The organism is Collimonas arenae, assembly GCF_001584165.1.
Classification (GTDB): Bacteria; Pseudomonadota; Gammaproteobacteria; order Burkholderiales; family Burkholderiaceae_D; genus Collimonas; species Collimonas arenae.
In genome coordinates this window covers 4,180,416-4,203,635 of record NZ_CP013233.1, presented here as the reverse complement: position 1 = coordinate 4,203,635, position 23,220 = coordinate 4,180,416, and the positions used below count along the sequence as shown (strand labels likewise).

At 56.6% G+C, this 23,220-nt stretch carries 18 protein-coding genes, 2 tRNA genes, 1 rRNA gene and 2 pseudogenes; 9 read left to right on the top strand and 14 right to left on the bottom strand.

Annotated features, from left to right (window positions below; genetic code table 11):
- The first annotated feature begins 198 nt into the window (after positions 1 to 198).
- A pseudogene (locus CAter10_RS19255) lies at positions 199 to 3,839 on the top strand (indolepyruvate ferredoxin oxidoreductase family protein).
- A gap of 111 nt (positions 3,840 to 3,950) precedes the next feature.
- Here CAter10_RS19255 and queC read toward each other — a convergent pair.
- The 3 genes from queC to CAter10_RS19240 all read right to left on the bottom strand — a co-directional run bounded on the left by queC (position 3,951) and on the right by CAter10_RS19240 (position 6,688).
- On the bottom strand, positions 3,951 to 4,661 hold the full coding sequence (gene queC / locus CAter10_RS19250; protein WP_061534691.1) for a 7-cyano-7-deazaguanine synthase QueC: 711 nt from the start codon (positions 4,659 to 4,661) through the stop codon (positions 3,951 to 3,953).
- 69 nt (positions 4,662 to 4,730) lie between these two features.
- Positions 4,731 to 5,492, bottom strand: coding sequence for a DUF3108 domain-containing protein (locus tag CAter10_RS19245; protein WP_061534690.1), 762 nt, complete (start codon positions 5,490 to 5,492; stop codon positions 4,731 to 4,733).
- 65 nt (positions 5,493 to 5,557) lie between these two features.
- Positions 5,558 to 6,688: a DUF3108 domain-containing protein gene (locus tag CAter10_RS19240; protein ID WP_082797993.1), complete on the bottom strand. Its 1,131-nt coding sequence runs from the start codon at positions 6,686 to 6,688 to the stop codon at positions 5,558 to 5,560.
- A 105-nt stretch (positions 6,689 to 6,793) separates the two neighbouring features.
- Here CAter10_RS19240 and CAter10_RS19235 point away from each other — a divergent pair, with 105 nt between their 5' ends.
- The gene (locus tag CAter10_RS19235; RefSeq protein ID WP_061534688.1) at positions 6,794 to 8,095 is read left to right on the top strand and encodes a branched-chain amino acid ABC transporter substrate-binding protein; all 1,302 of its coding nucleotides are present in this window, start codon (positions 6,794 to 6,796) and stop codon (positions 8,093 to 8,095) included.
- Positions 8,096 to 8,145: 50 nt separating this feature from the next.
- Entirely contained in the window at positions 8,146 to 8,847 is a 702-nt protein-coding gene (locus tag CAter10_RS19230) for a PhaM family polyhydroxyalkanoate granule multifunctional regulatory protein (RefSeq protein ID WP_082797992.1), read from the top strand.
- 24 nt (positions 8,848 to 8,871) lie between these two features.
- Here CAter10_RS19230 and CAter10_RS19225 read toward each other — a convergent pair whose 3' ends face one another.
- The 8 genes and pseudogenes from CAter10_RS19225 to CAter10_RS19190 form a co-directional block, all read right to left on the bottom strand.
- Entirely contained in the window at positions 8,872 to 9,309 is a 438-nt protein-coding gene (locus CAter10_RS19225) for a nuclear transport factor 2 family protein (protein ID WP_061534686.1), read from the bottom strand.
- A complete protein-coding gene (locus CAter10_RS19220) occupies positions 9,306 to 10,082 on the bottom strand; it encodes an SDR family NAD(P)-dependent oxidoreductase (RefSeq protein ID WP_335339703.1) in 777 nt (258 codons plus the stop codon). The genes CAter10_RS19225 and CAter10_RS19220 overlap by 4 nt, the downstream gene beginning before the upstream one ends.
- A gap of 2 nt (positions 10,083 to 10,084) precedes the next feature.
- The gene (locus CAter10_RS19215) at positions 10,085 to 10,627 is read right to left on the bottom strand and encodes a DUF3833 domain-containing protein (RefSeq protein WP_082797991.1); all 543 of its coding nucleotides are present in this window, start codon (positions 10,625 to 10,627) and stop codon (positions 10,085 to 10,087) included.
- A 27-nt stretch (positions 10,628 to 10,654) separates the two neighbouring features.
- Complete coding sequence (locus CAter10_RS19210) at positions 10,655 to 11,899, bottom strand: MFS transporter (RefSeq protein WP_082797990.1); 1,245 nt, start codon at positions 11,897 to 11,899, stop codon at positions 10,655 to 10,657.
- Positions 11,899 to 12,474, bottom strand: coding sequence for a chalcone isomerase family protein (locus CAter10_RS19205; RefSeq protein ID WP_061534683.1), 576 nt, complete (start codon positions 12,472 to 12,474; stop codon positions 11,899 to 11,901). Before CAter10_RS19205 ends, CAter10_RS19210 begins: the two co-directional genes overlap by 1 nt.
- Positions 12,475 to 12,489: 15 nt before the next feature.
- On the bottom strand, positions 12,490 to 13,743 hold the full coding sequence (locus tag CAter10_RS19200; protein WP_061534682.1) for an SAM-dependent methyltransferase: 1,254 nt from the start codon (positions 13,741 to 13,743) through the stop codon (positions 12,490 to 12,492).
- Positions 13,740 to 14,549 carry a DUF1365 domain-containing protein gene (locus tag CAter10_RS19195; RefSeq protein WP_061534681.1) on the bottom strand — a complete coding sequence of 270 codons (810 nt, stop codon included), beginning with the start codon at positions 14,547 to 14,549 and terminating at the stop codon, positions 13,740 to 13,742. Before CAter10_RS19195 ends, CAter10_RS19200 begins: the two co-directional genes overlap by 4 nt.
- A gap of 27 nt (positions 14,550 to 14,576) precedes the next feature.
- Positions 14,577 to 15,886: pseudogene (locus CAter10_RS19190) on the bottom strand (NAD(P)/FAD-dependent oxidoreductase).
- 353 nt (positions 15,887 to 16,239) lie between these two features.
- On the opposite strand from CAter10_RS19190, the gene CAter10_RS19185 reads away from it, so the two are divergent.
- Positions 16,240 to 17,094 (top strand): ferritin family protein, encoded by an 855-nt coding sequence (locus CAter10_RS19185; RefSeq protein WP_061534680.1) that lies wholly within the window; start codon positions 16,240 to 16,242, stop codon positions 17,092 to 17,094.
- A gap of 94 nt (positions 17,095 to 17,188) precedes the next feature.
- Complete coding sequence (rfaE2, locus tag CAter10_RS19180) at positions 17,189 to 17,668, top strand: D-glycero-beta-D-manno-heptose 1-phosphate adenylyltransferase (RefSeq protein WP_061534679.1); 480 nt, start codon at positions 17,189 to 17,191, stop codon at positions 17,666 to 17,668.
- 77 nt (positions 17,669 to 17,745) lie between these two features.
- On the opposite strand, the gene CAter10_RS19175 is transcribed toward rfaE2, so the two are convergent.
- The 3 genes from CAter10_RS19175 to CAter10_RS19165 form a co-directional block, all read right to left on the bottom strand.
- On the bottom strand, positions 17,746 to 18,222 hold the full coding sequence (locus CAter10_RS19175) for a copper chaperone PCu(A)C (RefSeq protein WP_061534678.1): 477 nt from the start codon (positions 18,220 to 18,222) through the stop codon (positions 17,746 to 17,748).
- 142 nt (positions 18,223 to 18,364) lie between these two features.
- Positions 18,365 to 18,847 (bottom strand): tRNA (uridine(34)/cytosine(34)/5-carboxymethylaminomethyluridine(34)-2'-O)-methyltransferase TrmL, encoded by a 483-nt coding sequence (gene trmL / locus CAter10_RS19170; protein ID WP_061534677.1) that lies wholly within the window; start codon positions 18,845 to 18,847, stop codon positions 18,365 to 18,367.
- Positions 18,848 to 18,890: 43 nt separating this feature from the next.
- Positions 18,891 to 19,448: a ComF family protein gene (locus tag CAter10_RS19165; protein ID WP_231879056.1), complete on the bottom strand. Its 558-nt coding sequence runs from the start codon at positions 19,446 to 19,448 to the stop codon at positions 18,891 to 18,893.
- Positions 19,449 to 19,744: 296 nt separating this feature from the next.
- Here CAter10_RS19165 and CAter10_RS19160 point away from each other — a divergent pair, with 296 nt between their 5' ends.
- The 4 genes from CAter10_RS19160 (at position 19,745) to CAter10_RS19145 (ending at position 23,020) form a co-directional block, all read left to right on the top strand.
- Positions 19,745 to 20,689, top strand: a complete 945-nt coding sequence (locus tag CAter10_RS19160; RefSeq protein ID WP_061534675.1) for a methyltransferase domain-containing protein — start codon at positions 19,745 to 19,747, stop codon at positions 20,687 to 20,689.
- Positions 20,690 to 21,204: 515 nt separating this feature from the next.
- A 16S ribosomal RNA gene (locus CAter10_RS19155) occupies positions 21,205 to 22,735 on the top strand.
- Between the two features lie 123 nt (positions 22,736 to 22,858).
- Positions 22,859 to 22,935, top strand: a tRNA-Ile gene (locus tag CAter10_RS19150).
- Between the two features lie 9 nt (positions 22,936 to 22,944).
- A tRNA-Ala gene (locus CAter10_RS19145) sits at positions 22,945 to 23,020 on the top strand.
- The last annotated feature ends 200 nt before the right edge of the window (positions 23,021 to 23,220 follow it).

The following is a 23,220-nucleotide window of genomic DNA, read 5'->3' as shown; positions in this document are numbered from 1 at the left end:
TAGTTGTTACAGTTGTTACCCTCCCCGACGGCAACACCCGCTATTTGTTGCGGCGTGCATTGAGTAGGGTAGCTGCTTGTGATACTGTGGCTGCTGCAATTAAAAGAACGATTTGCCCACAAGGCAGAGACGTTTTTTCCGCGTCGGATAACCTCCACGCAGTGCAATCAAAAACATAATTTTTGGCACGGAGACTGAATGAACGCACCACTCAAAACGGCGCAAGCCTTGCTGCCTACTCAATCGGCGCAAGCGTCTGAAGCTGGCAATATTTCCCTGGATGACAAATTTACACTAGAGCGTGGCCGTGCTTTCATGACGGGCACACAAGCCATTATTCGCTTGCCAATGTTGCAACGGCAGCGCGATGTCTTGGTAGGTTTGAACACCGCCGGCTATGTGACCGGCTACCGCGGATCACCGCTAGGCAGCATCGACATGACGGCTGCCAAGGCGAAAAAATATCTCGAAGCGCATCACGTCAAATTCCACCCTGGCATGAACGAAGACCTGGCCGCGACCAGTGTCTGGGGCACGCAGCAGGTCAATCTGTTCCCTGGCGCCCAATACGACGGCGTCTTCGGCTTGTGGTACGGCAAAGGCCCTGGCGTTGACCGCTGCGGCGATGTCTTCAAGCATGCCAACATGGCTGGCACCTCCAAGCACGGCGGCGTGCTGGTATTGGCCGGTGATGATCACGCCGCGAAATCCTCGACCACTGCGCATCAGAGCGAACACATCCTGAAAGCCTGCGGCATCCCGGTGCTGTATCCGTCGTCGGTGCAGGAATACCTCGATTACGGCATGCATGGCTGGGCCATGAGCCGCTATACCGGCCTGTGGGTCTCGATGAAGTGTGTCACCGACCTGGTTGAATCCGGCGCTTCGGTGGACCTCGATCCGGACCGCGTCAAGATCGTACTGCCGACCGCTGCCGATCTTGAATTGCCGCCGGATGGCTTGAATATCCGCTTGCCCGATACCGTGCTGGGACAAGAAGCACGGATGAACAACTACAAGTGGTACGCGGCGCTGGCCTATGCCCGCGTCAACAAGCTGAACCAGATCATCTGGGACAGCCCGCGCGCCAAGATCGGCATCATCACTGCTGGCAAATCGTATCTCGACACGCGCCAGGCATTGGCTGACCTCGGCATCGACGAAAACGTCGCGCGCGACATCGGTATCCGGCTGTACAAGATCGGCATGACCTGGCCGCTGGAAGCGGAAGGTGTGCGTGAGTTTGCGCAGGGCCTGGAAGAAATCCTGGTGGTCGAAGAGAAGCGTCAGATCCTGGAATACCAGGTCAAGGAGGAGTTGTACAACTGGCGTGACGATGTGCGCCCGCGCGTGGTCGGCAAATTCGATGACACCGGAGAGTGGAGCAATCGCACCGGCGAAGGTCACGGCGATTGGCTGTTACCGGCGACCTATGAGTTGAATCCGGCGCAGATCGCTCGTGCGATCGCCACCCGCATTTCGAAATATTTCGCCGGTCATCCTGTGGCGCAACGGGTGCAGCAACGAGTTGCCTATCTGGAAGCCAAGGAAGCGCTGCTGAACATCAGCAGCAAGCCAGATCCGGCCAAGGATCGCGTGCCGCATTTCTGCTCTGGCTGCCCGCACAATACCTCGACCAAGCTGCCTGATGGCAGCCGTGGCCTGGCCGGTATCGGCTGCCACTACATGGTGTTGTGGATGGATCGCGAATCGTCGACATTTACCCACATGGGCGGCGAAGGCGTGACCTGGGTCGGCCAGGCACCGTTCACATCGGAAAAACACGTGTTCGCCAATCTCGGCGACGGCACCTATTTCCACTCCGGTCTGTTGGCGATCCGCGCATCGGTCGCCGCCAAGGTCAATATCACCTACAAGATCCTGTTCAACGATGCGGTTGCCATGACTGGTGGCCAGGCCTTCGACGGTCCGCTTGATCCCGCGATGATTTCGCGTCAGATCGCTGCGGAAGGCGTGACGCCGATTATCGTGGTCACCGATGAACCTGAGAAATATGGATCCAGCATGGACTGGGCGCCGGGTGTGACGATTCGTCACCGTAGCGAACTGGATGCCGTGCAGCGTGAATTGCGTGAGATTGAAGGCTGCTCGGCCATGATTTACGACCAGACCTGCGCGTCGGAAAAACGTCGCCGCCGGAAACGCAACGAATATCCAGATCCAGCCAAGCGCGCAGTGATCAACGAAGCCGTGTGCGAAGGTTGCGGCGATTGCAGCGTGCAGTCGAATTGCCTGTCGGTGGAACCGTTGGAAACCGAGTTCGGTCGCAAGCGGCAGATCAACCAATCGTCGTGTAACAAGGACTTCTCTTGCGTCACCGGTTTCTGCCCGAGCTTTGTCACGGTCGAAGGCGGTAGCCTGAAGAAGCCGGCCAAGGTGACGGTTGCAGCAGGTGTTGCTGAAGCGCCGGTGGCCAGCCTGCCGGAGCCGATCCTGCCGAATACCGAAAAGCCATATGGCATCCTGGTGACCGGCATTGGCGGCACCGGCGTGGTGACTATCGGTCAGATCCTGGCGATGGCGGCGCACGTTGAAGGCAAAGGATGCTCGGTGCTCGACATGAGCGGCCTGGCGCAAAAGGGTGGGCCGGTGATGTCGCACGTGCGACTGGCCGATCATCCGGACGATATCTATTCGACACGCGTCGGCACCGGCGACGCCGATCTGGTGATCGGTTGCGATTCGATCGTCAGCGCCAACCGCGATGCGTTGTCGCGGATGGGCGAGGGTCGCACTTACGCGGCGATCAATTCGACCCGCACGCCGACCGCCGCCTTCGTCAAGAATCCGGATTGGCAGTTCCCGGATGCCGCAGCAGAACAAGACATTCGCGCCGCTTGCGGCAGCGACCGCGTCGAATTCATCGACGCTGGCCGGATTGCCACTGCATTGATGGGCGATGCGATTGCGACCAATATGTTCATGCTCGGCTATGCATGGCAAAAAGGCTGGGTGCCGCTGACAGAAGCATCGCTGATGCGGGCGATTGAATTGAATGCGCTGCAGGTCGCGTTCAACAAGCAGGCTTTTGTCTGGGCCGCACTGCGGCTTGCGATATGGCTTCGCTGGAGAAACGCACCCGCCTCAGCGACACGCCGGCCCAGGTCATCGAGTTCAAGCGCGCACCGAATCTGGATGACTTGATCAAGCGTCGCGTGGCAGTCCTGACTTCCTATCAGGATGCGGCTTACGCCGAGCAATACCGCAGCTTCGTTGAGCAGGTCGCAGCCGCTGAACGCCAATTGCCGCAAACCGACGGTGCACGCGCAGCGCAGCGCCTGAGTATGGCGGTGGCGACGTATCTGTTCAAGCTGATGGCTTACAAGGATGAGTACGAAGTGGCGCGGCTGTACACCGATGGCGCATTCAAGGCCAAGGTTGCCGGCATGTTCGAAGGCGACTACAAGCTCAAGTTCCACCTGGCGCCGCCGCTGTTGGCCAAGCACGACGCACACGGGCATTTGATCAAGCAGGAATTCGGTCCATGGATGATGCGTGCGTTCGGCATGCTGGCCAAGCTCAAGTTCCTGCGTGGCGGCGCGTTCGACATCTTCGGTTACACCGCGGAGCGCAAGGAAGAGCGCAGCTCGATTGCACGCTACAAGGAAACCGTCGCTTCTCTGTTGACGAAATTGAGCGTCGATAACCTGTCTGCCGCCGTGGCGATCGCCAGCATCCCTGAAGAAATTCGCGGTTATGGCCATGTCAAGGAACGCCATCTGACAGCGGCACGCGCCAAGGAAGCACAGTTGCTGGCGCAATTCCACAATCCTGCCGCCGAGAAAAAAGGTGAGTTGGCACGATCGATTGCAGCTTGATGATGCGCGAGGTTTAGTGTTGAAGTGAGCGTTGAAAAAAACGGCTGGTAGAGAATATCTACCAGCCGTTTTTATTTGCCTGCGGGTTTGCCGCCGGGTTGTCGAATTGCTTCAGGCGCCGCCAGTCTGCTTGAATTGCTGGTAGCCGCGCGCCCGCAACGCGCAGGCCGGGCAGGTGCCGCAGCCGTAGCCCCAGTCATGCAGCGCGCCGCGCTGGCCCAGGTAACAGGTATGGGTGTCGGCGCGGATCAGGTCTACCAGTGCTTCGCCGCCGAGGTCTTGAGCCAGTTTCCAGGTTTCCGACTTGTCGATCCACATCAGTGGCGTTTCCAGTTTGAGCTGCGTTGCCATGCCGAGGTTCAGCGCGACCTGCAACGCCTTCATGGTGTCGTCGCGGCAATCGGGATAGCCGGAGAAATCGGTTTCGCACATGCCGCCGACCAGCACATTCAAGCCGCGCCGGTAGGCTACGGTGGCGGCGACCGTCATGAACAGCAGGTTGCGGCCGGGTACGAAGGTGTTCGGCAAACCGTTTTCCTGCATGACGATTTCGACGTCCTCGGTCATCGCCGTCGATGAAATCTTCGAAATCAGCGACAGGTCGATCATGTGGTCTTCACCGAGTTTTCCGGCCCATTGCGGGAACTGCTCGCGGATTTTTTGCAGCAGGACCGGGCGCACGGTCAGTTCGATCGCGTGCCGCTGGCCATAATCGAAGCCGATGGTCTCGACCCGCTCGTAGCGCGACAAAGCCCAGGCCAGGCAGGTGGTCGAGTCCTGGCCGCCGCTGAACAGGACGATGGCGCCGTTTGGTGTAGTCATAGGATTTACTGTATCAATGTTGAATAGGGTGATTTTATGCCGCCGCAGCCATGGCTGCTGCAAATGCCGTCATTTGACGGCCTTGTTGCTCACCTGCCGCAGGTTCTGTTCGACGTAGTCGTTGTTCGGTTCGGTGAAACGCAGCCGCACCGGATACCATTCCAGCGATGGCGCCAGCCAGATATCCACCTGTTGATCCTTGGCGTCCGGCGGCGGCGCCTTGAAAATGTGCACGGCCTCCAGCTCACCCATCGGCGTGCTGATCTTCTCATTCTTGATGACCTTGAATGTCCATGGCTCCGCATCGTGCATGCCGGCCACAAAGAAGGTCCAGTCCGATCCCGGCTTGAATTGCTTCGGCGCAGCGCGCGCAACCGAAATCAATTGCCAGATGATGCTGGTGCGGTCCTGCTCGCCGCCTTTCAGCGGATAGCTGTCGGCGGATTCGGAAAATCCGATAGTGCCGCTATCGCGATGGAAAGTAGTGGTGGTAGCTTCCTTGCGAAAGCGCTTGTTGACGAATTGGGTTGGCGCCAGGCCATAATCGTCGATCGCTCCTTCGCTGGATGCTTCCAGGATTTTGCCGACGATCATGGCGCGGGTTTCCGAATTGACGCTGAAATGCTTGTCGCCGACTTGCCATTTGAGCGAGCCTTCGCCGCTGATCGTCATGCCGCCTTGCTTGGCCTGGATCGTATAGCTGAGGTCGGCCGACGGCGGCAGGTCAATCTTGTATTTGTGCGTCGGGTGATCGGCGTCTGCTGCGAAGGCAGTCAGCGTGCTGGCGCATAGTGCCGTGGCGAGGGATAGACGGAGTAAGGTTGATTTCATGGTTTTCCAAAAAATGATGCAGATATTGAGTGCGGGTCTTGGTGTCAGACGGCAATAACAAGAAATTAGTTCGCCGCGGCAGTATCGAGCCGCTTCAATTTGGATAGCGACATGTCCGTATAGTCGCCATCGGTTTCGGTAAAGCGCAGTTTGACCGGATACCATTCCTGCTGTGGCGCTAGCCATATATCGAGCCGCTGTTCGTGGGAGCCTGCCAGCGGGATACGGATCACGTGCCACACGTCGGTATTGTCGCCGTTGACGCTAATCTGTTCTTCACCGATCACTTGCATGCGCCAGGTTTCGGCATCCTTGGGGCCGGCTACGAACATGTCGATCACCGCGCCTGGAGCAAACTGGCTGCTGTCGCCACGGCCGATGCTGGCCAGTTGCCACACCACGCTGGAGCGATCCTGCTCGCCGCCGCTGAGCGGATAGCTATTGTTGGAATCTGAAAACACGATCTGATTGAGCTCGCGATGGAAGGTCGTGATGGTCGGTTGTTTGCGGAAACGCTTTTGCGTAAAGGTAATCGGTGAGATGCCGAAGCCATTGATTTCACCTTCGCTTTTAACGTCAAGGACAGTGAAGAACAGCGCGCCGGCTTCAAGGTTCATGGTGTAGCTGCCGCCATCGGTATGCCAGGTGATTTTGCCGCTGCCATGGTAATTCTGGCCCTTGTTCAGCGCTTCCACGTCATATTTCAACTCGGCAGATGGCGGCGGGTTGGTCCGGTATTGCTTGCCTGCCTTGGTGGCCGTTTCGGTTGGCGCCGCTGCGGGTTCGGTTGCGGCCGGCGCAGCTTCAGGGGGAGCGGCGGCACCGGCAACGGCGTCGTTCCCAGGGGCGCCAGCAACGTCGACGATGGGGGTAACAGTCTCCCTGATTGGTGTATCCGGCACCTGCTCAATCGGTGCCGGACGCGGCTTGGCTGCCGGCGCGGCGCGTTTGGGTGCGCTGGTCTTGGGCTTGTCTGGTTGTGGCAACATCACCGGCTTTTCGACCGGTGGCAATGGCACCAGGTCGGCCAGGATGATTTGCTCCGGCCGATTTACCGGCTGCGAAACGCTGAACTGGCGGCTGCCCCAGCTAATCAGCAAGACGTGCAACACGATCGTTAGCACCAGCACCCACAGCCAGCGGCGGCCGGTCAAGGTGTAGTCTGAAGTTGTAGGGGGAGAAGAAGGCGACGACATCCGCATAGTGTAAACGTATCCGCCGTGATTGACCCGACAACACAGGGGGAGGTTTCGATAAACCACGTAAAATATTGCATTTCCATCAAAGAAGAATAACCGCCGATGTTTTATCGTCTTCGTCATGTAGCCAGTATCGCCCTGGTATGCGCTACGGTGCTTTGCGCCGCAGCGTTGCCCGCATCTGCCGCACCTGCGGTTACCAACTTGCCGCCGATCCGGCTTGGCATGATCGAAGGCATGTCGGGTCCCTTTGCCAACGCTGGCGAGGCGGTGGAGCGCAATATCCGGTTCGCGGTGGAGCAGGTCAACGCGCGCGGCGGCGTACGTTTGCCGGATGGCCGTCATCCTCTGGCCTTGACCGTATTCGATAGCAAGCAGGGCGTTGAGGACGCGCTCTTGCAATTGCGGCAATTGACTGACCAGAAAATCCCGTTCGTGCTCGAGGGCAATAGTTCTGCGGTGGCCGGCGCGCTGGTCGAGGCGATCAACAAACACAACGCCAGGACCCCGAACAACCGTGTGTTGTTCCTGAACTACTCGGCGGTCGATCCGGCATTGACCAATGAAAAGTGCAGTTTCTGGCATTTCCGTTTCGATGCCAATGCCGACATGCGCATGCGTGCATTGATTGAAGTCATCAAGGGCGACCGCCAGGCAAAAAGCGTCTACTTGATCGGCCAGGACTACAGTTTCGGCCAACAGGTCGCCAAGGCCGCGCGTCGTCAGCTGGAGGTGGCGCGGCCGGATATCAAGATCGTCGGCGATGAATTGCATCCGATCGGCAAGATCAAGGATTTTGCGCCGTACATTGCCAAAATCCGCGCCAGCGGTGCCGATACGGTCATCACCGGCAACTGGGGTAACGACTTGACCTTGCTGGTCAAGGCTGCAAAGGAAGCCGGGTTGCGCCTCAAGTTCTATACTTTCTATGCCAATAGCCTGGGGGCGCCGGCAGCGATCGGCGATGCCGGCGTCGGAACGGTGCGCGCGGTTGCCGAGTGGCATCCGAATGTTGCCGACGGCATCAGCAACAGCGCTAGCGATGCGTTTTATCGTAGTTTCCGCCAGCGTTATCCGCTGCCAAAAGACGACTATCTGTTTTTGCGGATGGATGTCATGATCGACATGTTGGCGGCGGCAATCGAGAAAGCGCAAAGCACCGATGCGGTGGCGGTGGCGCGGGCGCTGGAAGGCGCGCGTTACAAGAGTGCTTTCCACGAAGCCAGCATGCGTGCGGACGATCATCAGCTGATTCAGCCGCTGTATGTCGCCGTGATGCAAAAGCTTGCCGATGGCGGTATCCGGTTTGATAATGAGGGCAGTGGCTACGGTTTCAGAACCGAGCGTTATCTGGCACCTGCGGCAACGGCAATGCCCACTACCTGCAAGATGCAGCGGCCCTGATATGCCGGCGCAAGCGTTTGTCGGACAGTCTATCTCTGAAGGAGATTGTAATGAGTCATTCAAATATTCCAGGAGTTGATGCAATGCAGGACAGTCTCGAGTTTATCAAGAAGATGTGGGGCGGCATGGGTGTGCCTGGCATGGTTGTACCGACCTTATCGGTGGACGAGATCAACAAGAAGATCGCCGACCTGAAAGCGGTGGAGTCATGGTTGAACCTGAACCTGAACATGTTGCGCACCACAATTCAGGCGCTGGAAGTGCAAAGCGCGACCCTGACTGCGCTGCAAGCGATGGCGGCAGTCAGCCAGTCGAGCACTGATAGCCGGGACAGCGGCGCCGATGAGCCAGCCGCCAACGCATGGACGATGCCGCCCGGATTTCCATTTTCGTTCATGAATCCTGGGCAGGGTGCCGATGCGGCATCAGTGGCGAAGCAAGCCGAGCCAGAGGAAGAACCCGAGCCGGTTGCCGCTCCCTCAGCGCCTGAAAACGCACAAACCACAGCCGAAGCTGCCTCCCTGGGGAACGCCAACGCCTGGTGGGATCTGCTGCAGAATCAGTTCAAGCAAGCCGTCAATAGTGTGGCTGCAACGGAAAAGGCCTCGCGGCCGGTGGAAAAGCCAGCTGCAAAGAGCGCCGCCAAAGCAGGCGCCCAGCCGCGCAGCAAGGCAGCGCCGAAGCAGGTCGTCAAGAAGACCGCAGTCAAACCTGGGGCACGGACAGGAAAAGCTAAAACGGCTACCAAGTAATTCGAATACTGGAAACGCCGGCGATCAGTTCCGCGCTGCGCGTTTCAGCAGGCGCATCAAGCCACCCAGTAGCGGAAGTTTTTCATACAACTCCTCCGCCGCGTCCCAATAGTCGCGATGATAGGTGACCAGTCCGGCATCGTTGAAATGCAGATGTGTGGCGCCGCGTATCGACTGTCCTGTGGTTGAAAAACGTTTCATCCTGAACCGGAAATCCCAGGTCAGGAAGGCGCTCTGGTTTTCTACCGTCTGGCTGGTGACAACGAAACGCGGAACGTCGACCTGTAAGAACATGTGAGCGAAGATCCTATTGATTTCCACCACTCCGCGCACTTCGTTGAACGGATCCTTGAACCAGGCATTGTCGGCATAGATCAGCGGTATGCTGGATAAATTGTCCGGAGACAGATTTTCAAAGAAATCCACCACGCGTGATACATGTTGATGTGAAGTGATGCTCATAATCCGGTCACCTTGTGGATCAATGCAAAATAAGCGCGATATGGCAGCAGACGCGCCAGCCGCAGCCAGTTGGTAAAGCGCTTCGGAAAGTGCAGGTGGAAGTCGCCGCATTCCAGGCCTTTGACCAACGCCGATGCGGCATCAGCGGCGGGCATCAGCGCCGGCATCTTGAAATCGTTGCCGGCCGTCAGAGGTGTGTCGATGAAGCCCGGATTCACCAGATACACCCCGATGCCGCGCGGCCGCAGGTCGAGGAACAGGCATTCCGTCAAATTGATCAATGCGGCCTTCGACGGCCCGTACACCATCGCTTTCGGCAAGCCGCTATATCCCGCCACCGATGCGACGATGCCGATTGCTCCCGCACCCTGCGCCAGCAGAATCGGCAGGGTTGCATCCAGGCAGTTGAAGACGCCGTGCAGATTGGTGTCCAGCAGGTGATTGGCGATTTTCAGGTCGAAATTATCGGCGCGCATTTCATTGTAGGCGCCGGCCACAACCAGCATCAGATCAATACCTTGCCACCGCTGCATGATGACATCGCGCGCCGCAGCGACGCTCGCGGGAATTGTGATATCCAGCGTCAATGTCAGCGCCGCAGGATGCGCTTGCGTGATGTTTTCCAATGCCCCCGTATTGCGTGCGGACAGGGCGACGCGGGCACCCTTCTGCAAAAGTAGCAGCGCCGTCTCGGCGCCGATGCCGCTCGACGCGCCAATGATCCAGACACGCAGGTTGCGCCATTCCTTGATGGGAGGATTCAGGGGTTTCATTTTCATTTATCCTGGCGGCGCTTACTGAACGACAAAGTGATATCGCCCAGTTTGATGCCATATTTGCTCATCACTGCGTGATTGAGCATGATCTTGTCGTTCATCAGTATCATCCAGTCGTCCAGCGTAACGTTGATTACCCTGCCATCGACCGGTAAGGCCAACACATAAGCCCAATGCAAGGTATTGCCGCCAGTGTGGCCGATGGCTTCGCCTACGATATCGGCGGCGCTGCCGATGTAGGTATTGTCGCCGGTCTTCCTGATCGTCCAAATGCGTTGTTGAGTGCTGCCGTCGGCGTAGGTGAAGTGTTCATCCAAGGTGCCAGTATCGCCTTGCCACTTGCAGTCGATGACCACGGTGAAGCGTTTGACCACTTTGCCCGAACGATCTTGAAACATGCCCCAGGCATCAAGTGTGCCATTGAAATAATCCTGCATGCTCAAGAGCGGCTTTTGATCTGCGTAATATGCCGGTTCCACCGGCGTGCTGCAGGCTGTCAGCAGCATGGTCAGTGCTAGTAAAGTGGATTTTAGGTATTGCATGATGATTGCTCCATATGTTGGCGTTATTCAGATGTCACGAAGAGGCGCTCGCCACAGCGTGAACGCGGCAATTAATTTGAGGGCGCACGGCAAAAACGCATAAGCGCATGACAGTGCTTGTACGCCACGGTGGTCTGCACTTCCCGGCACGTATCCTAGAAACTGCAGCAGCGGCAACGAGATGCCGGCGGCCAGAGCCAGGTTCATTTTGGTTCCCCAGTTCCAGAGTCCGAAATAGGCGCCTTCTTTTTGGCCGCTGTGTCCTGCCTTGCCGATCACTGCCGCCAGCAATGCCGGCGGCAAGGCCAGATCGGCGCCGAGGGCGACGCCGGACATCGTGCAAATCACGGCGAACGGCAAGAGGTCGCCGGCTGACAAGGCGTAAGCCCAGATAAATATGCAGATCGCCAGCAGCATCGCCGTCAGCCAGGCGCGGGCTTCGCCATAGCGCCTTGCCAGCAAATACCAGCCTGGCATCGACGCCGCACCGGCAACGAAGTACAGCACCAGCAGCGCACCGCCCCAGGATGCAAGTTGCAATCGGTCGTCGACAAAAAACAGGAACAGCGTCGCCGGAATTGCCGATGCAATGCCATTGAGCAGGAAGATGGCAAACAGCCAGCGGAAGCGGCTATTGCGAAAGGGCTCGAATGCAGCAACGGCCGCCGACCTTGGTTTGCTTCCAGTTACCAGCAGCGGCCGCGGCGCAGTGCGCAACACCAGGGCGCTGGAAAAAAGAATCAGGGCAAAGATCAGCGGCAGCCATTGCATGCCCAGCGTGCCGGGCAAGATGGCCGCGAGGATGACGCCGAGCAGGCCACAAGATTCGCGGGTTGCCGTCAGGCGGCTGCGCTGTGCCTGGCTCTGGGTCAGGGCGGCGCCCCAGCTTTGATGGGCGATGGTCGCCATGCTGAAGCCGATGTACACCACCAGCAACGTAGCAAGCAGCCACGGCAGCGGGAAGTTTGCGGCCATGGCCGGCGGCAGGAACAAGCCGCAGAGGCCCACTACCAGGAACGGCAACGAGATATTGATGGCCCTGCCGTAGCGGTCTGCGCTACCGGAGCGGTCGAGCCAGCTACCCAGCGCCGGATCGAGGAAAGCGTCAAACAGGCGGGCGGCCAGCAAGATGCCGCCGATCGCCGATAGCGACAGATTGAAATGCTGGGCGTAGAAATGCGGCACGTAGACATATACCGGCAACGCCACCAGCGCCAGCGGCATACCGAACAGGCCGTATGCCAACAGCGCCGGGAAGCGATAGGTGTCCATCAGCGCTGCTCGGCGTCGGCGATTAATTTCTTGCGTAATGCCGGGGCGCTGGTTTTCGGGCTGAGCCAGATGGAAAAAAATGCGTGGGAAAACTGCGGATCGGCAATGTCGCCGAGCGCCTTGCCGTCCAGGAAAAAGCGCGCGCCATAATTGGGAAGGAAGATGCCGGTGATATGCGTTCCTTTGACGACGTTCTTGAACACGCCTTTCATCTGCAACAACCAGCGGTCGTAGGGAGCATCGCCGGGAGTGCCGACTTTTTTCATTTCTTCAATACTGGTTTCGGCGATGCTGTCGCTATCTAAGGAGCGCGCATAGTGCAGGTCGAGCGCAAATGGCGCTATATCGGGAGCGCTTGCCTGATAGCCTTGTGGCCCCACCCAGAACTGCGCATCGTAGACCAGCAGGCCGAACCAGCGAAAGCTGCCCTGGCCGGCAAGGCGTGCGTCGGGGACCGCCCGTTGGACATGCGGTGGCGCAGCGATGCGCGTCTCTAGCGCATCGCTGCTATTAGAGCTGGCGCTATTCACGGTCAACATGGTCAGCAGCGATACGGAAAGCAATCGGATCGGCATGTGGCGCTCCGCAGGTTAGATTTTTTGCAAAGTGAATTGCGCGACATTGATGCTGCCGGCGCGGAAACCTGCTTCGCAATACGCCAGGTAAAAATCCCAGGTACGCAGAAAACGATCATCGAATCCTTGCGTTAACAGGCGCGGCAGTTGCTGCTTGAACGCTTGCCGCCATTCGGCCAGGGTGCGTGCATAGTCGATGCCGAACAACAGCGTATCGACCACTTTCAATCCGTGCTGCTCGGCGTTGCGGCAAAAGACCGAGGGCGAAGGCAGCATGCCGCCCGGGAAAATATATTGCTGGATAAAGTCGGTGCTTTTGCGATAGCGCTCGAACAGTTCGTCGGCGATGACGATGCTTTGTATGCAGGCGCGTCCGCCGGCCTTCAGATTGCGCGAGACGCAGGAGAAATATCCAGGCCAGTATTTTTCGCCGACCGCTTCAAACATTTCTATCGACGCGATGGCATCGAACTGGCCGTCAATGTCGCGATAGTCTTGCAGCAGCATCTCGGTCCGGTCGACGACACCGGCTTGCTGCAGGCGTTGATTGGCGAACTGCAGCTGTTCGGTGGACAGGGTCAGCCCGGTCACATGGGCCGACGCTTCGCGCGCAGCGATTTCTGCAAAGCCGCCCCAGCCGCAACCAATCTCCAGGATACGCGCGCCGTCGCCTATGTTGAGCTGCTTGAGAATGCGATGGTATTTGACTAGCTGTGCTTCTTGCAGGTTTTCAACGTGACCGTCGGAAAACAGGGCGCTGGAATAGGTCATTGAAGGGTCCAGCCACAATTGATAGAAATCGTTGCCGATGTCGTAGTGAGCATGGATGTTTTTGCGGCTGCCGGCTTTGCTATTGTTGTTGAACAGATGTTTGATGCGATATAGCAGATTGCCCCACCAGTTGCCGTAGATGACCGATTCGACCGCTTGCCGGTTACGGATGAATAATTCGATCAGGCCGTGCAGGTTGTCGGTAGTCCAGTGTTTGTCGATATAGGTTTCGGCAAAGCCGATATCGCCGGATTTGAGCGCGGCGTGGCAGACATCCCAGTTTTTCAAGGTCATCGTCAACGGCCTTGGATGTTGCTCGTTCACCTTGCCGAACGTCGCGCTCTGGCCATCCGGAAATTGCATCGTCAGTGCGCCATGTTCGAGCTTGCCAAGCATCTGCAGGATGAATCTTGCCTGCGCCGGATACGATTCGGTCGACAAATAACCGGTGTTCGGGCTGAAGTCGAATGCGTTGGAATGGGTAGAATCGGAATTCATTTTGTCACCTCACTGGATGGCGGAACGGGTTTGCTGAAAAAGGGAATGTGCTTGAGCCACAATTTGAGTGCTTGCCAATGAATTCGCAGGATCACGCCGAACGTCATCAACGGGTAACCGAGCATCGCCCGGGCAATTGCACCGTTGGAAATCGCTGCTGTTGTAGCCGCACGACCGCAAATGCTGGTGATCAGCAGCGGGCCGCCGCCATCTTCGTATTCGATGCGGGCTGTGGTGTGTTCGTATTGCCGGTGCTCGGCGCTGCGCTCGGTACGCATGAAGCGGAAGCGATAAATGCCTTCGACGCGGCAGAATGGCGATACGTGAAAAACTTTATCGGCACGCAATTCAAGGCCGAAGGGGATCTCCGCTCCGCCAGGTCCCTCCAGCAGATAGCAGTGCTTTTCGCCAAATGTATTGCGCACTTCGCACAAGACCGCGCGTAGGGCGCCATCGACACGATGGCAGAACCAGAATGAAATCGGATTGAAGGCGTAGCCGAACACGCGCGGAAACGTCTGCAGCCAGATCTCGCCGCTGGCGTCATGTATTCCTTCAGCATGCAGCAAGGCGTCGATCCATTCCAGTGGTGTTTGTTTGCCATCGCCGTAGTCCTCGTCGTGAAACGACAAAAGATTGAAACGGTTGCGCGAGAAAAAAAGGTTGTCGAAGCCGTCGGCGGCGAGCGTGCGTAGCGGTAGACGCAGGTAATAGACGCCGTAGCTGAATGCATTGCGTTTGGGCTTCAGGCGCAGATGGCGGACTGTGCCGAAGCATAGTTGGGGCTGATGAGGGATCGGTTGCATGGCGGGTCCGTTAATCTGTGTCGCGGCTCAGGCGGCCATGCCATGCAGATCCGACACTGCAGTCACGGCGATTTTCTGGATCGCCTGCGCCACAGCCTGACCGGACTTCAAGCCGTCTTCGTGGAAGCCATAGCCCATCCAGGCGCCGGCAAACCAGGTGTTGCGTTGCCCCTGGATGGCGGCGAACTGGCGTTGGGCGTCGACGGCGGCGGCATCAAATACCGGATGCGCATAGTCGAAGCTTTCGATCACGGTCTCCGGCGCCGGCGCTTCGATCGGGTTCAGCGAAACAATCAGCGGCGTCTTGAACGGCAGCGGCTGCAGTTGGTTAAGCAGATAGTGGACGCACACTTTTTGCTCCTGACCGCCCGAGCTCTGATAGTTCCAGGCCGACCAGGCTTTGCGCCGCTGCGGCAGCAGGCTGGCGTCGGTATGCAGCACCGCCCGGTTCGGCTGATAGCTGATCGCCGCCAGCAACTCGGCTTCTTGTGCTGTTGCGTCTTTCAGCAGGCGCAAGCTCTGATCGCTGTGCCCGGCCATGACGACATGGTCGAAGCAGTGGCTGCCATTGCGGGTTTCGAGATGGATTTGCCAGTTGGCGCCATGGCCGATGCGGGATATCGCTGTTACCGGAGTTTGTAGATGCTTGTGCGGGATCGCGGCCAGCATTTTCTCGACGTAATGACGGGCGCCGCCCTGTACCGTGCGCCACTGCGGCCTGTCGCTGACTTGTAGCAATCCGTGGTTATGGCAAAACCTGGCAAAACTCGCAACGGGGAATGCCAGCATTTGTTCGGTCGGGCAAGACCAGATGCAGCCGGCCATCGGCAACAGATACCAGTCGCGAAATGGCTGGCTGTAGCGGTGCTGTTCCAGAAACATCCCCAGTGATGTCTGGCCTGTATAGTCGCCAAGCGCCAGCGCGGTCGCCTGCCGATTGAAGCGCAGGATGTCGCGCAGCATAAGCAGGTAGCGCGGGCTCAACAGATTGCGGCGCTGGACAAAGACGCTGTCCAGATTGGAGCCAGCCCATTCCAGCAGGCGCATGCGGTCACCGGCAGCAATCGGCATCTTCACCGAGAACGACATGTCTGTTGCCGCAGTGGCAATCCCAGTTCGTCGAACAGCTTGACTAGTGTCGGATAAGTGCGATGATTAAAGACTAGGAACCCGGTATCCACCCCGTAGGTCTGGCCGTCCAGCGTCACGTCGACGGTGTTCGTATGGCCGCCAAAGTAGTTGTTGGCCTCATAGAGCGTGACCTGCTGACCCGACTTGGTCAGTCGGTAGGCGCAAGAGAGTCCGGCAATGCCCGAACCAATGACCGCGATTTTCATCTGCTTGCTTTCTGCGGGAAATATCATTCGATGGCTGCCCCAGGAGCGGGGGTCTGTAGAGTGATACGCAGGGAAGCAGAAATCGGATTCAAAAACAGAATTTAAAAAATGACAACTCGCGCTAACGGTCTCAACAAGACAATTATGTTGATGGTTGAATCCAAATTCCTGGGATCGCCGTAAAAATTGAGTGACAAAAAGCCGTTATCCGATTGAGAGTTCTAAGCGAAGGCTTGACTTTGTTGCGGTTTGGTTCGTTTTTTTGGCAAAAATGGATCACCGGCAGGTTTAAAAACGGGTTTGTAACAATTTCTTGGTAAAATCGAATAGTTAACTCACTTGCTAAGGTATGTATGCTGTATCCAGAACTGTTTAAATCGCTTGAACAAGTCCGCTGGAACATGGAGACCGATATTCCATGGGACAAGTTTGACGCCGCTAAGTTGTCCGACGAACAAGCTCAAACTATTCGCATGAATGCGATTACGGAATGGTCGGCGCTGCCTGCAACTGAGATGTTTTTGCGTGATAACCATGGCGATAGCGATTTTTGCGCCTTCATGTCGGTCTGGTTTTTTGAAGAGCAGAAGCATTCGCTGGTCCTGATGGAATACCTGCGCCGCTTCCGACCGGAACTGGTGCCTACCGAAGCCGAGCTGGACAAGGTACGTTTCGAATTCGACCCGGCGCCGCCGCTGGAAACCCTGATGATGCATTTCTGTGGTGAAATCCGTCTCAACCACTGGTACCGTTGCGCCTCCGATTGGCACACCGAGCCGGTGATCAAGCAAATCTACAAGATCATCAGCCAGGACGAAGCCCGTCACGGCGGCGCCTATCTGCGCTATATGAAGAAAGCCTTGTCTGAGGTGGGCGATAGCGCTTCCGCGGCATTCGCCAAGATCGGCGTGCTGATGGCATCGGCGCGGCGCACCGAAAAGCCGCTGCATCCGACCAATCTGCACGTCAACCAGTCGCTGTTCCCGAACGATACGGTACAGAGCCGTCTGCCGGACCCGGAATGGCTGGAACGCTGGCTCGATGATCAGATCAAATTCGATGGCGTATGGGAAAAGAAGGTCGTCGATCGCATCTTGCACAACATGTCTTTATTGTTCGAACGTACCTTCGATACGGTGCAGGAACTGAACCGCTATCGCAAGGAAGTCGTCGCCCGCTTGGCAGTGAAGCCAGCCGAAGCAGTTTGATGGTTCAGGCGCCAGCTCCGGTTGGGCCTACCGACGATAGATCAATCGATTTAATCTAAGCCGCAAAATTGTTGCGGCTTTTCTCTTTATAGCCATGCCTAAATTCGAAACCAAGCTTTCCACCCGCGCCGAACTGAAGGCGCGCGTTGCTGCGTTGCCGCAGCCGGTAGTGCTGACCAACGGTGTGTTCGATATCCTGCATCGCGGCCACGTCACCTATCTGGCGCAGGCGCGTGAGCAGGGCGCATCGCTGGTCGTGGCCGTGAATACCGACGCATCGGTAAAGCGCCTGGGCAAGGGCGACGACCGTCCGATCAACACTTGCGCCGATCGCATGGCCGTACTGGCGGCATTGGAAGCGGTCAGCCTGGTGGTTGAGTTTGACGAAGATACCGCGCTGGAAGTCGTGCAGGAAGCCCAGCCCGGCGTGTACGTCAAAGGCGGGGACTACCAGATGGATGCCATTCCAGAAGGGCGGGCAGTGCTCGCCTACGGCGGCCAAGTGGTAGCAATCCCTTTTGAGCATGACCGTTCGACCAGCAAGTTGCTGAACAAGGTGCGGCAGAATTTCTAATGGCCGGGCAACTGCTCTGGTAGTGGAATAAAAAAAGCGCGAATTTCGCGCTTTTTTTATGTGATGGCGATTTGCAATCAGTGCTGGTGCGTCGCTTCACCTTGCTTGCCGCTCATGTCGGTGACATGTACGGAGACTTCAATCTTGCCGGCCTTTTGAAAGGTCAGCGTCAATGGAAATTTGTCGCCTGCCTTCAAGGGCTGAGTCAGGCCGATCAGCATGATGTGGTAGCCGTTGCCTGGGGTCATATCGAGCTTGCTTGCCGGTTTCAGTTCAATGTCATTGACCTGGCGCATTTTCATGATGTTGTCATCCATCGACATGGTGTGGATCTCCGTGCTTTTGGCCGCCGGCGAACTGACGTCGATCAGCTTGTCGGTTTCCTGGCCGGTATTCTCGATGCTCAGGAAGGCGCCGCCGCTCGGCTGCCCCGGCACGGTAGCGCGCGCGTAGGGATGGCCGATATGCAGCTTGCCGAGCTGGTATTCGTGCGCCTGGGCGGAGATACTGAGCGCCAGGGCGCAGACAAACAGCGAGGCGGAACGCAAAGACATGATGCTCCTTTAGTAGGGTTGAATAGCGACGAACAGCGAATATTTATGGACTTGGTTTTGTTTCGGCTGCTGTGTTTCAGTTGTGCGCTGGCCGATTATAGCAATCGCCACCGCACATTGTTTCGCGGGAATCCGAGTTTTGTCAGGCCCCGCCGCTAAAGCCATTTTGGCGCCAAGCCTCATACACCACTACCGCCACCGTGTTGGACAGGTTCAGGCTGCGATTGTCCGGGCGCATCGGCAAGCGGATGCGCTGCGACGGCGCAAAGGATTCACGCAGTGCCGGATCAAGGCCGCGCGTCTCGGAGCCGAATACGAAGATGTCGCCGGGCCGGAACTGAAGGCTGGCGAACGGCGTCGAGCCGTGGGTCGTCATCGCAAACATCCGGCTGGCATCGTAACTGCCGGTGCTGCGCATGCTGGCGACGAAGGCATCCCAATTGGCGTGCACCTTCATGGTGGCATAGTCATGGTAATCCAGGCCCGCCCGACGCATTTTCGTGTCGTCAAGCGGAAAGCCGAGCGGCTCGATCAAATGCAGCTGCGCGCCGGTATTGGCGCACAAGCGGATGATGTTGCCGGTATTCGGTGGGATTTCCGGCTCAACCAGTACGACATGGAACAACGTGATTCTCCTTGAATAGATATAAGTGATGCGCACACGATGGCTATGGGGTCCTGGCAAAGACCAGGTTGGTGACGCGTCGTGCTCCCGCTCGCCGCAGCGTCCTTGCAAATTCATGCAGTGTCTCGCCGGTAGTCATGACATCGTCGACTACCCCGATATGACGGCCGCGTATTTGTTCAATAGCCTCGGACGGTATGGTAAACGCTTGGCGCAAATTGCTGCGCCGATGCTCCAGGTCACGTACCAGTGATTGCGGCAAGGTGTCACGTTGCCGTCGCACGAGATCGTGTCGCAGCGGCAGCGACAGCCGGTGCGCCAAAGGCTTGGCGATTTCCAGGGCCTGATTGAAGCCACGCTGCCGCAGGCGTGTGGCGCTCAGCGGTACTGCGGTCAATACGTCGGGTAGTGTCGAATCATTGGCTGCGATCATCAGATGTTGCTGTATCGTATTGCCCAGCATTTCTGCAAACATCGGCGCCAGCGCCAGTCGCCCGCCGAATTTTAGCGCCAGAACCAGCTGGTCGACCGGTGCAGCATAATCGATGACGGCGAAAGTGGCGTCGAATGCCCGCGGATGCTTGAGGCAGCTGCCGCACAATATGGAAGGCAGCCGTATTTTATTGGCGCATTGCCGACAGCGTGACAGATCTGTCGCGAAGTAATCCTGACGGCAATCATCGCAAATAGTTTGTCTGCCGGTATTTCCGCATAGCGCGCAGCATGACGGCATCCCCGCAAGCATGCGTGCAAGTTGCTGTTGCGACCACCGGTGTAATTGTGAAAATAGCAAAGGATAGCTCTTGTTCCTGCGAAAGGGTGCACAAACAGCCTACAGGCAATCAAGCGTGTAAACTACTGGCGATTATCGCATTTCACTTTACCAGCCGGATTCTGATGTCTACTTCTTCTTCCCCTTCTGAAACCAGTCAAAGCGCGCCGATCGACTTGCGCAGGGTGCGTCAATTATTTTCGCAGCCAGCGTTGGTGCGTGAGTCTGAGTTCATGCGCCGCGAAATTTCCACTCGCATGCACGAGCGTCTTGCCTTGGTGAAACTGGTGCCGCAGCATGTGCTGGATGCCGGTTGCGGCACCGGTCCTGATATATATACATTGCAGCAGCGTTTCACCGAAGCCGCGGTTTTTGGCCTGGATGCCTCTCCAGCCATGTTGTCGATGGCAAAAGAGCAACGGCAAAGTGCGCAAATGTCGGTCAATCGCCTCTTAAAGAAGTGGCTTCCATTTACAGGTAGCGGCGGCGGTCAGGCATCTGGTTTAATTTGTGGCGATTTCGCACAGTTACCGCTGGGCCAGAATACAGTTGACCTGGTCTGGTCCAATCTGGCGTTGCATTGGCATCCGCAGCCAGATCGCGTGTTTGCTGAATGGCGCCGCGTGTTGCGGGTAGATGGTTTGCTGATGTTCTCCTGTTTCGGTCCTGACACCTTCAAGGAATTACGCAATGCGTTTGCTAGTATCGACGACGGCGCTCATATATTACCGTTCGTCGATATGCACGATTTCGGCGACATGCTGGTCAATGCCGGCTTCTCTACCCCGGTTATGGATATGGAAACCATTACCGTCACTTACGATACGGTCGAGAAGTTGCTGGCTGATGTCCGCGCCTGGGGCGGCAATCCGCTGGCGACCCGCGGCCGAGGCCTGTTGGGGCGCACCGCGGCCGCCCGCTTGCGGGCGGCGCTGGAGGCGACTCGTCGTGCGGACGGCAAACTGCCGCTCACCTTTGAAATTGTCTATGGACATGCGTTCCGCCCGGTACCCAAGACAACCGCTAGTGGCGAGTCGATCGTGCGTTGGGATTTAGGTAAAAACAGGTAAATCGAAATATTTTAAAGAATTTGGTTAAAAGTACTTGCGGGGTTTGTGGGGGATTGCTATAGTTCGCCTCCCGTTGAGAACGACGCGAAATAAAACGAATGAGCAGCGAGTAATTGGTGCTGATTTGAGTGCGAAGTGGGAACGGGAAGATGGGCAGGAAGTTGGTGTGGTTAGTAAAAAGTTTTTCGGTGGTTAGTAAAAAAGTAGTTGACGAAAAACTGGAAACGCTACATAATCTCATCTCTCTGCTGCTGACAAACAAAACGATTTGTTGGTAACGCGAACCGGGTAGTTGGGTGACGCGCAGTAGAAGGTTCTTTAACAATTAACAGTCGATAAGTGTGGGCGTTTGATGGAAGTGCAGCGTTGCTGATGTAAATCGGTGGCGTATAACTTAAAACATTAAATGTTCACAAAAGAAGAAAATAGGCGTTTAAATTTATTTAAACGGCCTGTCAGTATTTTGAGTGAGCGATAGCAGAGATGCTAGGCAGCAATGCCACAAAACAGAGATTGAACTGAAGAGTTTGATCCTGGCTCAGATTGAACGCTGGCGGCATGCCTTACACATGCAAGTCGAACGGTAACAGGGAGCTTGCTCCGCTGACGAGTGGCGAACGGGTGAGTAATATATCGGAACGTACCTTTGAGTGGGGGATAACTAGTCGAAAGATTAGCTAATACCGCATACGATCTACGGATGAAAGTGGGGGCTCGCAAGACCTCATGCTCATAGAGCGGCCGATATCTGATTAGCTAGTTGGTGAGGTAAAGGCTCACCAAGGCATCGATCAGTAGCTGGTCTGAGAGGACGACCAGCCACACTGGGACTGAGACACGGCCCAGACTCCTACGGGAGGCAGCAGTGGGGAATTTTGGACAATGGGGGCAACCCTGATCCAGCAATGCCGCGTGAGTGAAGAAGGCCTTCGGGTTGTAAAGCTCTTTTGTCAGGGAAGAAACGGTGAGAGCTAATATCTCTTGCTAATGACGGTACCTGAAGAATAAGCACCGGCTAACTACGTGCCAGCAGCCGCGGTAATACGTAGGGTGCAAGCGTTAATCGGAATTACTGGGCGTAAAGCGTGCGCAGGCGGTTATGTAAGACAGGTGTGAAATCCCCGGGCTTAACCTGGGAATGGCATTTGTGACTGCATAGCTAGAGTGTGTCAGAGGGGGGTAGAATTCCACGTGTAGCAGTGAAATGCGTAGAGATGTGGAGGAATACCGATGGCGAAGGCAGCCCCCTGGGATAACACTGACGCTCATGCACGAAAGCGTGGGGAGCAAACAGGATTAGATACCCTGGTAGTCCACGCCCTAAACGATGTCTACTAGTTGTCGGGTCTTAATTGACTTGGTAACGCAGCTAACGCGTGAAGTAGACCGCCTGGGGAGTACGGTCGCAAGATTAAAACTCAAAGGAATTGACGGGGACCCGCACAAGCGGTGGATGATGTGGATTAATTCGATGCAACGCGAAAAACCTTACCTACCCTTGACATGTACAGAATCCCGAAGAGATTTGGGAGTGTTCGAAAGAAAACTGTAACACAGGTGCTGCATGGCTGTCGTCAGCTCGTGTCGTGAGATGTTGGGTTAAGTCCCGCAACGAGCGCAACCCTTGTCATTAGTTGCTACGAAAGGGCACTCTAATGAGACTGCCGGTGACAAACCGGAGGAAGGTGGGGATGACGTCAAGTCCTCATGGCCCTTATGGGTAGGGCTTCACACGTCATACAATGGTACATACAGAGGGCCGCCAACCCGCGAGGGGGAGCTAATCCCAGAAAGTGTATCGTAGTCCGGATTGTAGTCTGCAACTCGACTACATGAAGTTGGAATCGCTAGTAATCGCGGATCAGCATGTCGCGGTGAATACGTTCCCGGGTCTTGTACACACCGCCCGTCACACCATGGGAGCGGGTTTTACCAGAAGTAGGTAGCCTAACCGCAAGGGGGGCGCTTACCACGGTAGGATTCGTGACTGGGGTGAAGTCGTAACAAGGTAGCCGTATCGGAAGGTGCGGCTGGATCACCTCCTTTCTAGAGTTTGCATGAAAGTTAAGCGTCCACACTTATCGTCTGTTAATCAAGAAGAACAGGTATCGGTCAAAGGCTGCGGCATGAGAGTGCTGAAGTTGATGGTAGGCTCGTACTGATCCAAGCGGGTCTGTAGCTCAGTTGGTTAGAGCACCGTGTTGATAACGCGGGGGTCGTTGGTTCGAGCCCAACCAGACCCACCAAAGAATTTCGGGGGTTTAGCTCAGCTGGGAGAGCACCTGCTTTGCAAGCAGGGGGTCGTCGGTTCGATCCCGTCAACCTCCACCAGTTACTGGTGGTACTGAAATGTCAAACCTAAGTCGGTGCGGGAAGTCGGCACTGAGATTTAGGTTTGGTCTTTTTAAGATCAAAAGCAATAACTGTTCTTTAACAATCTAGAAGAAGTAAAGATTCGTCAATTGTCGTGAAGATGCGAAAGCGTGGACATGGTGATTGATGGGTATGATTGTATCAAATCAAAAAGTATG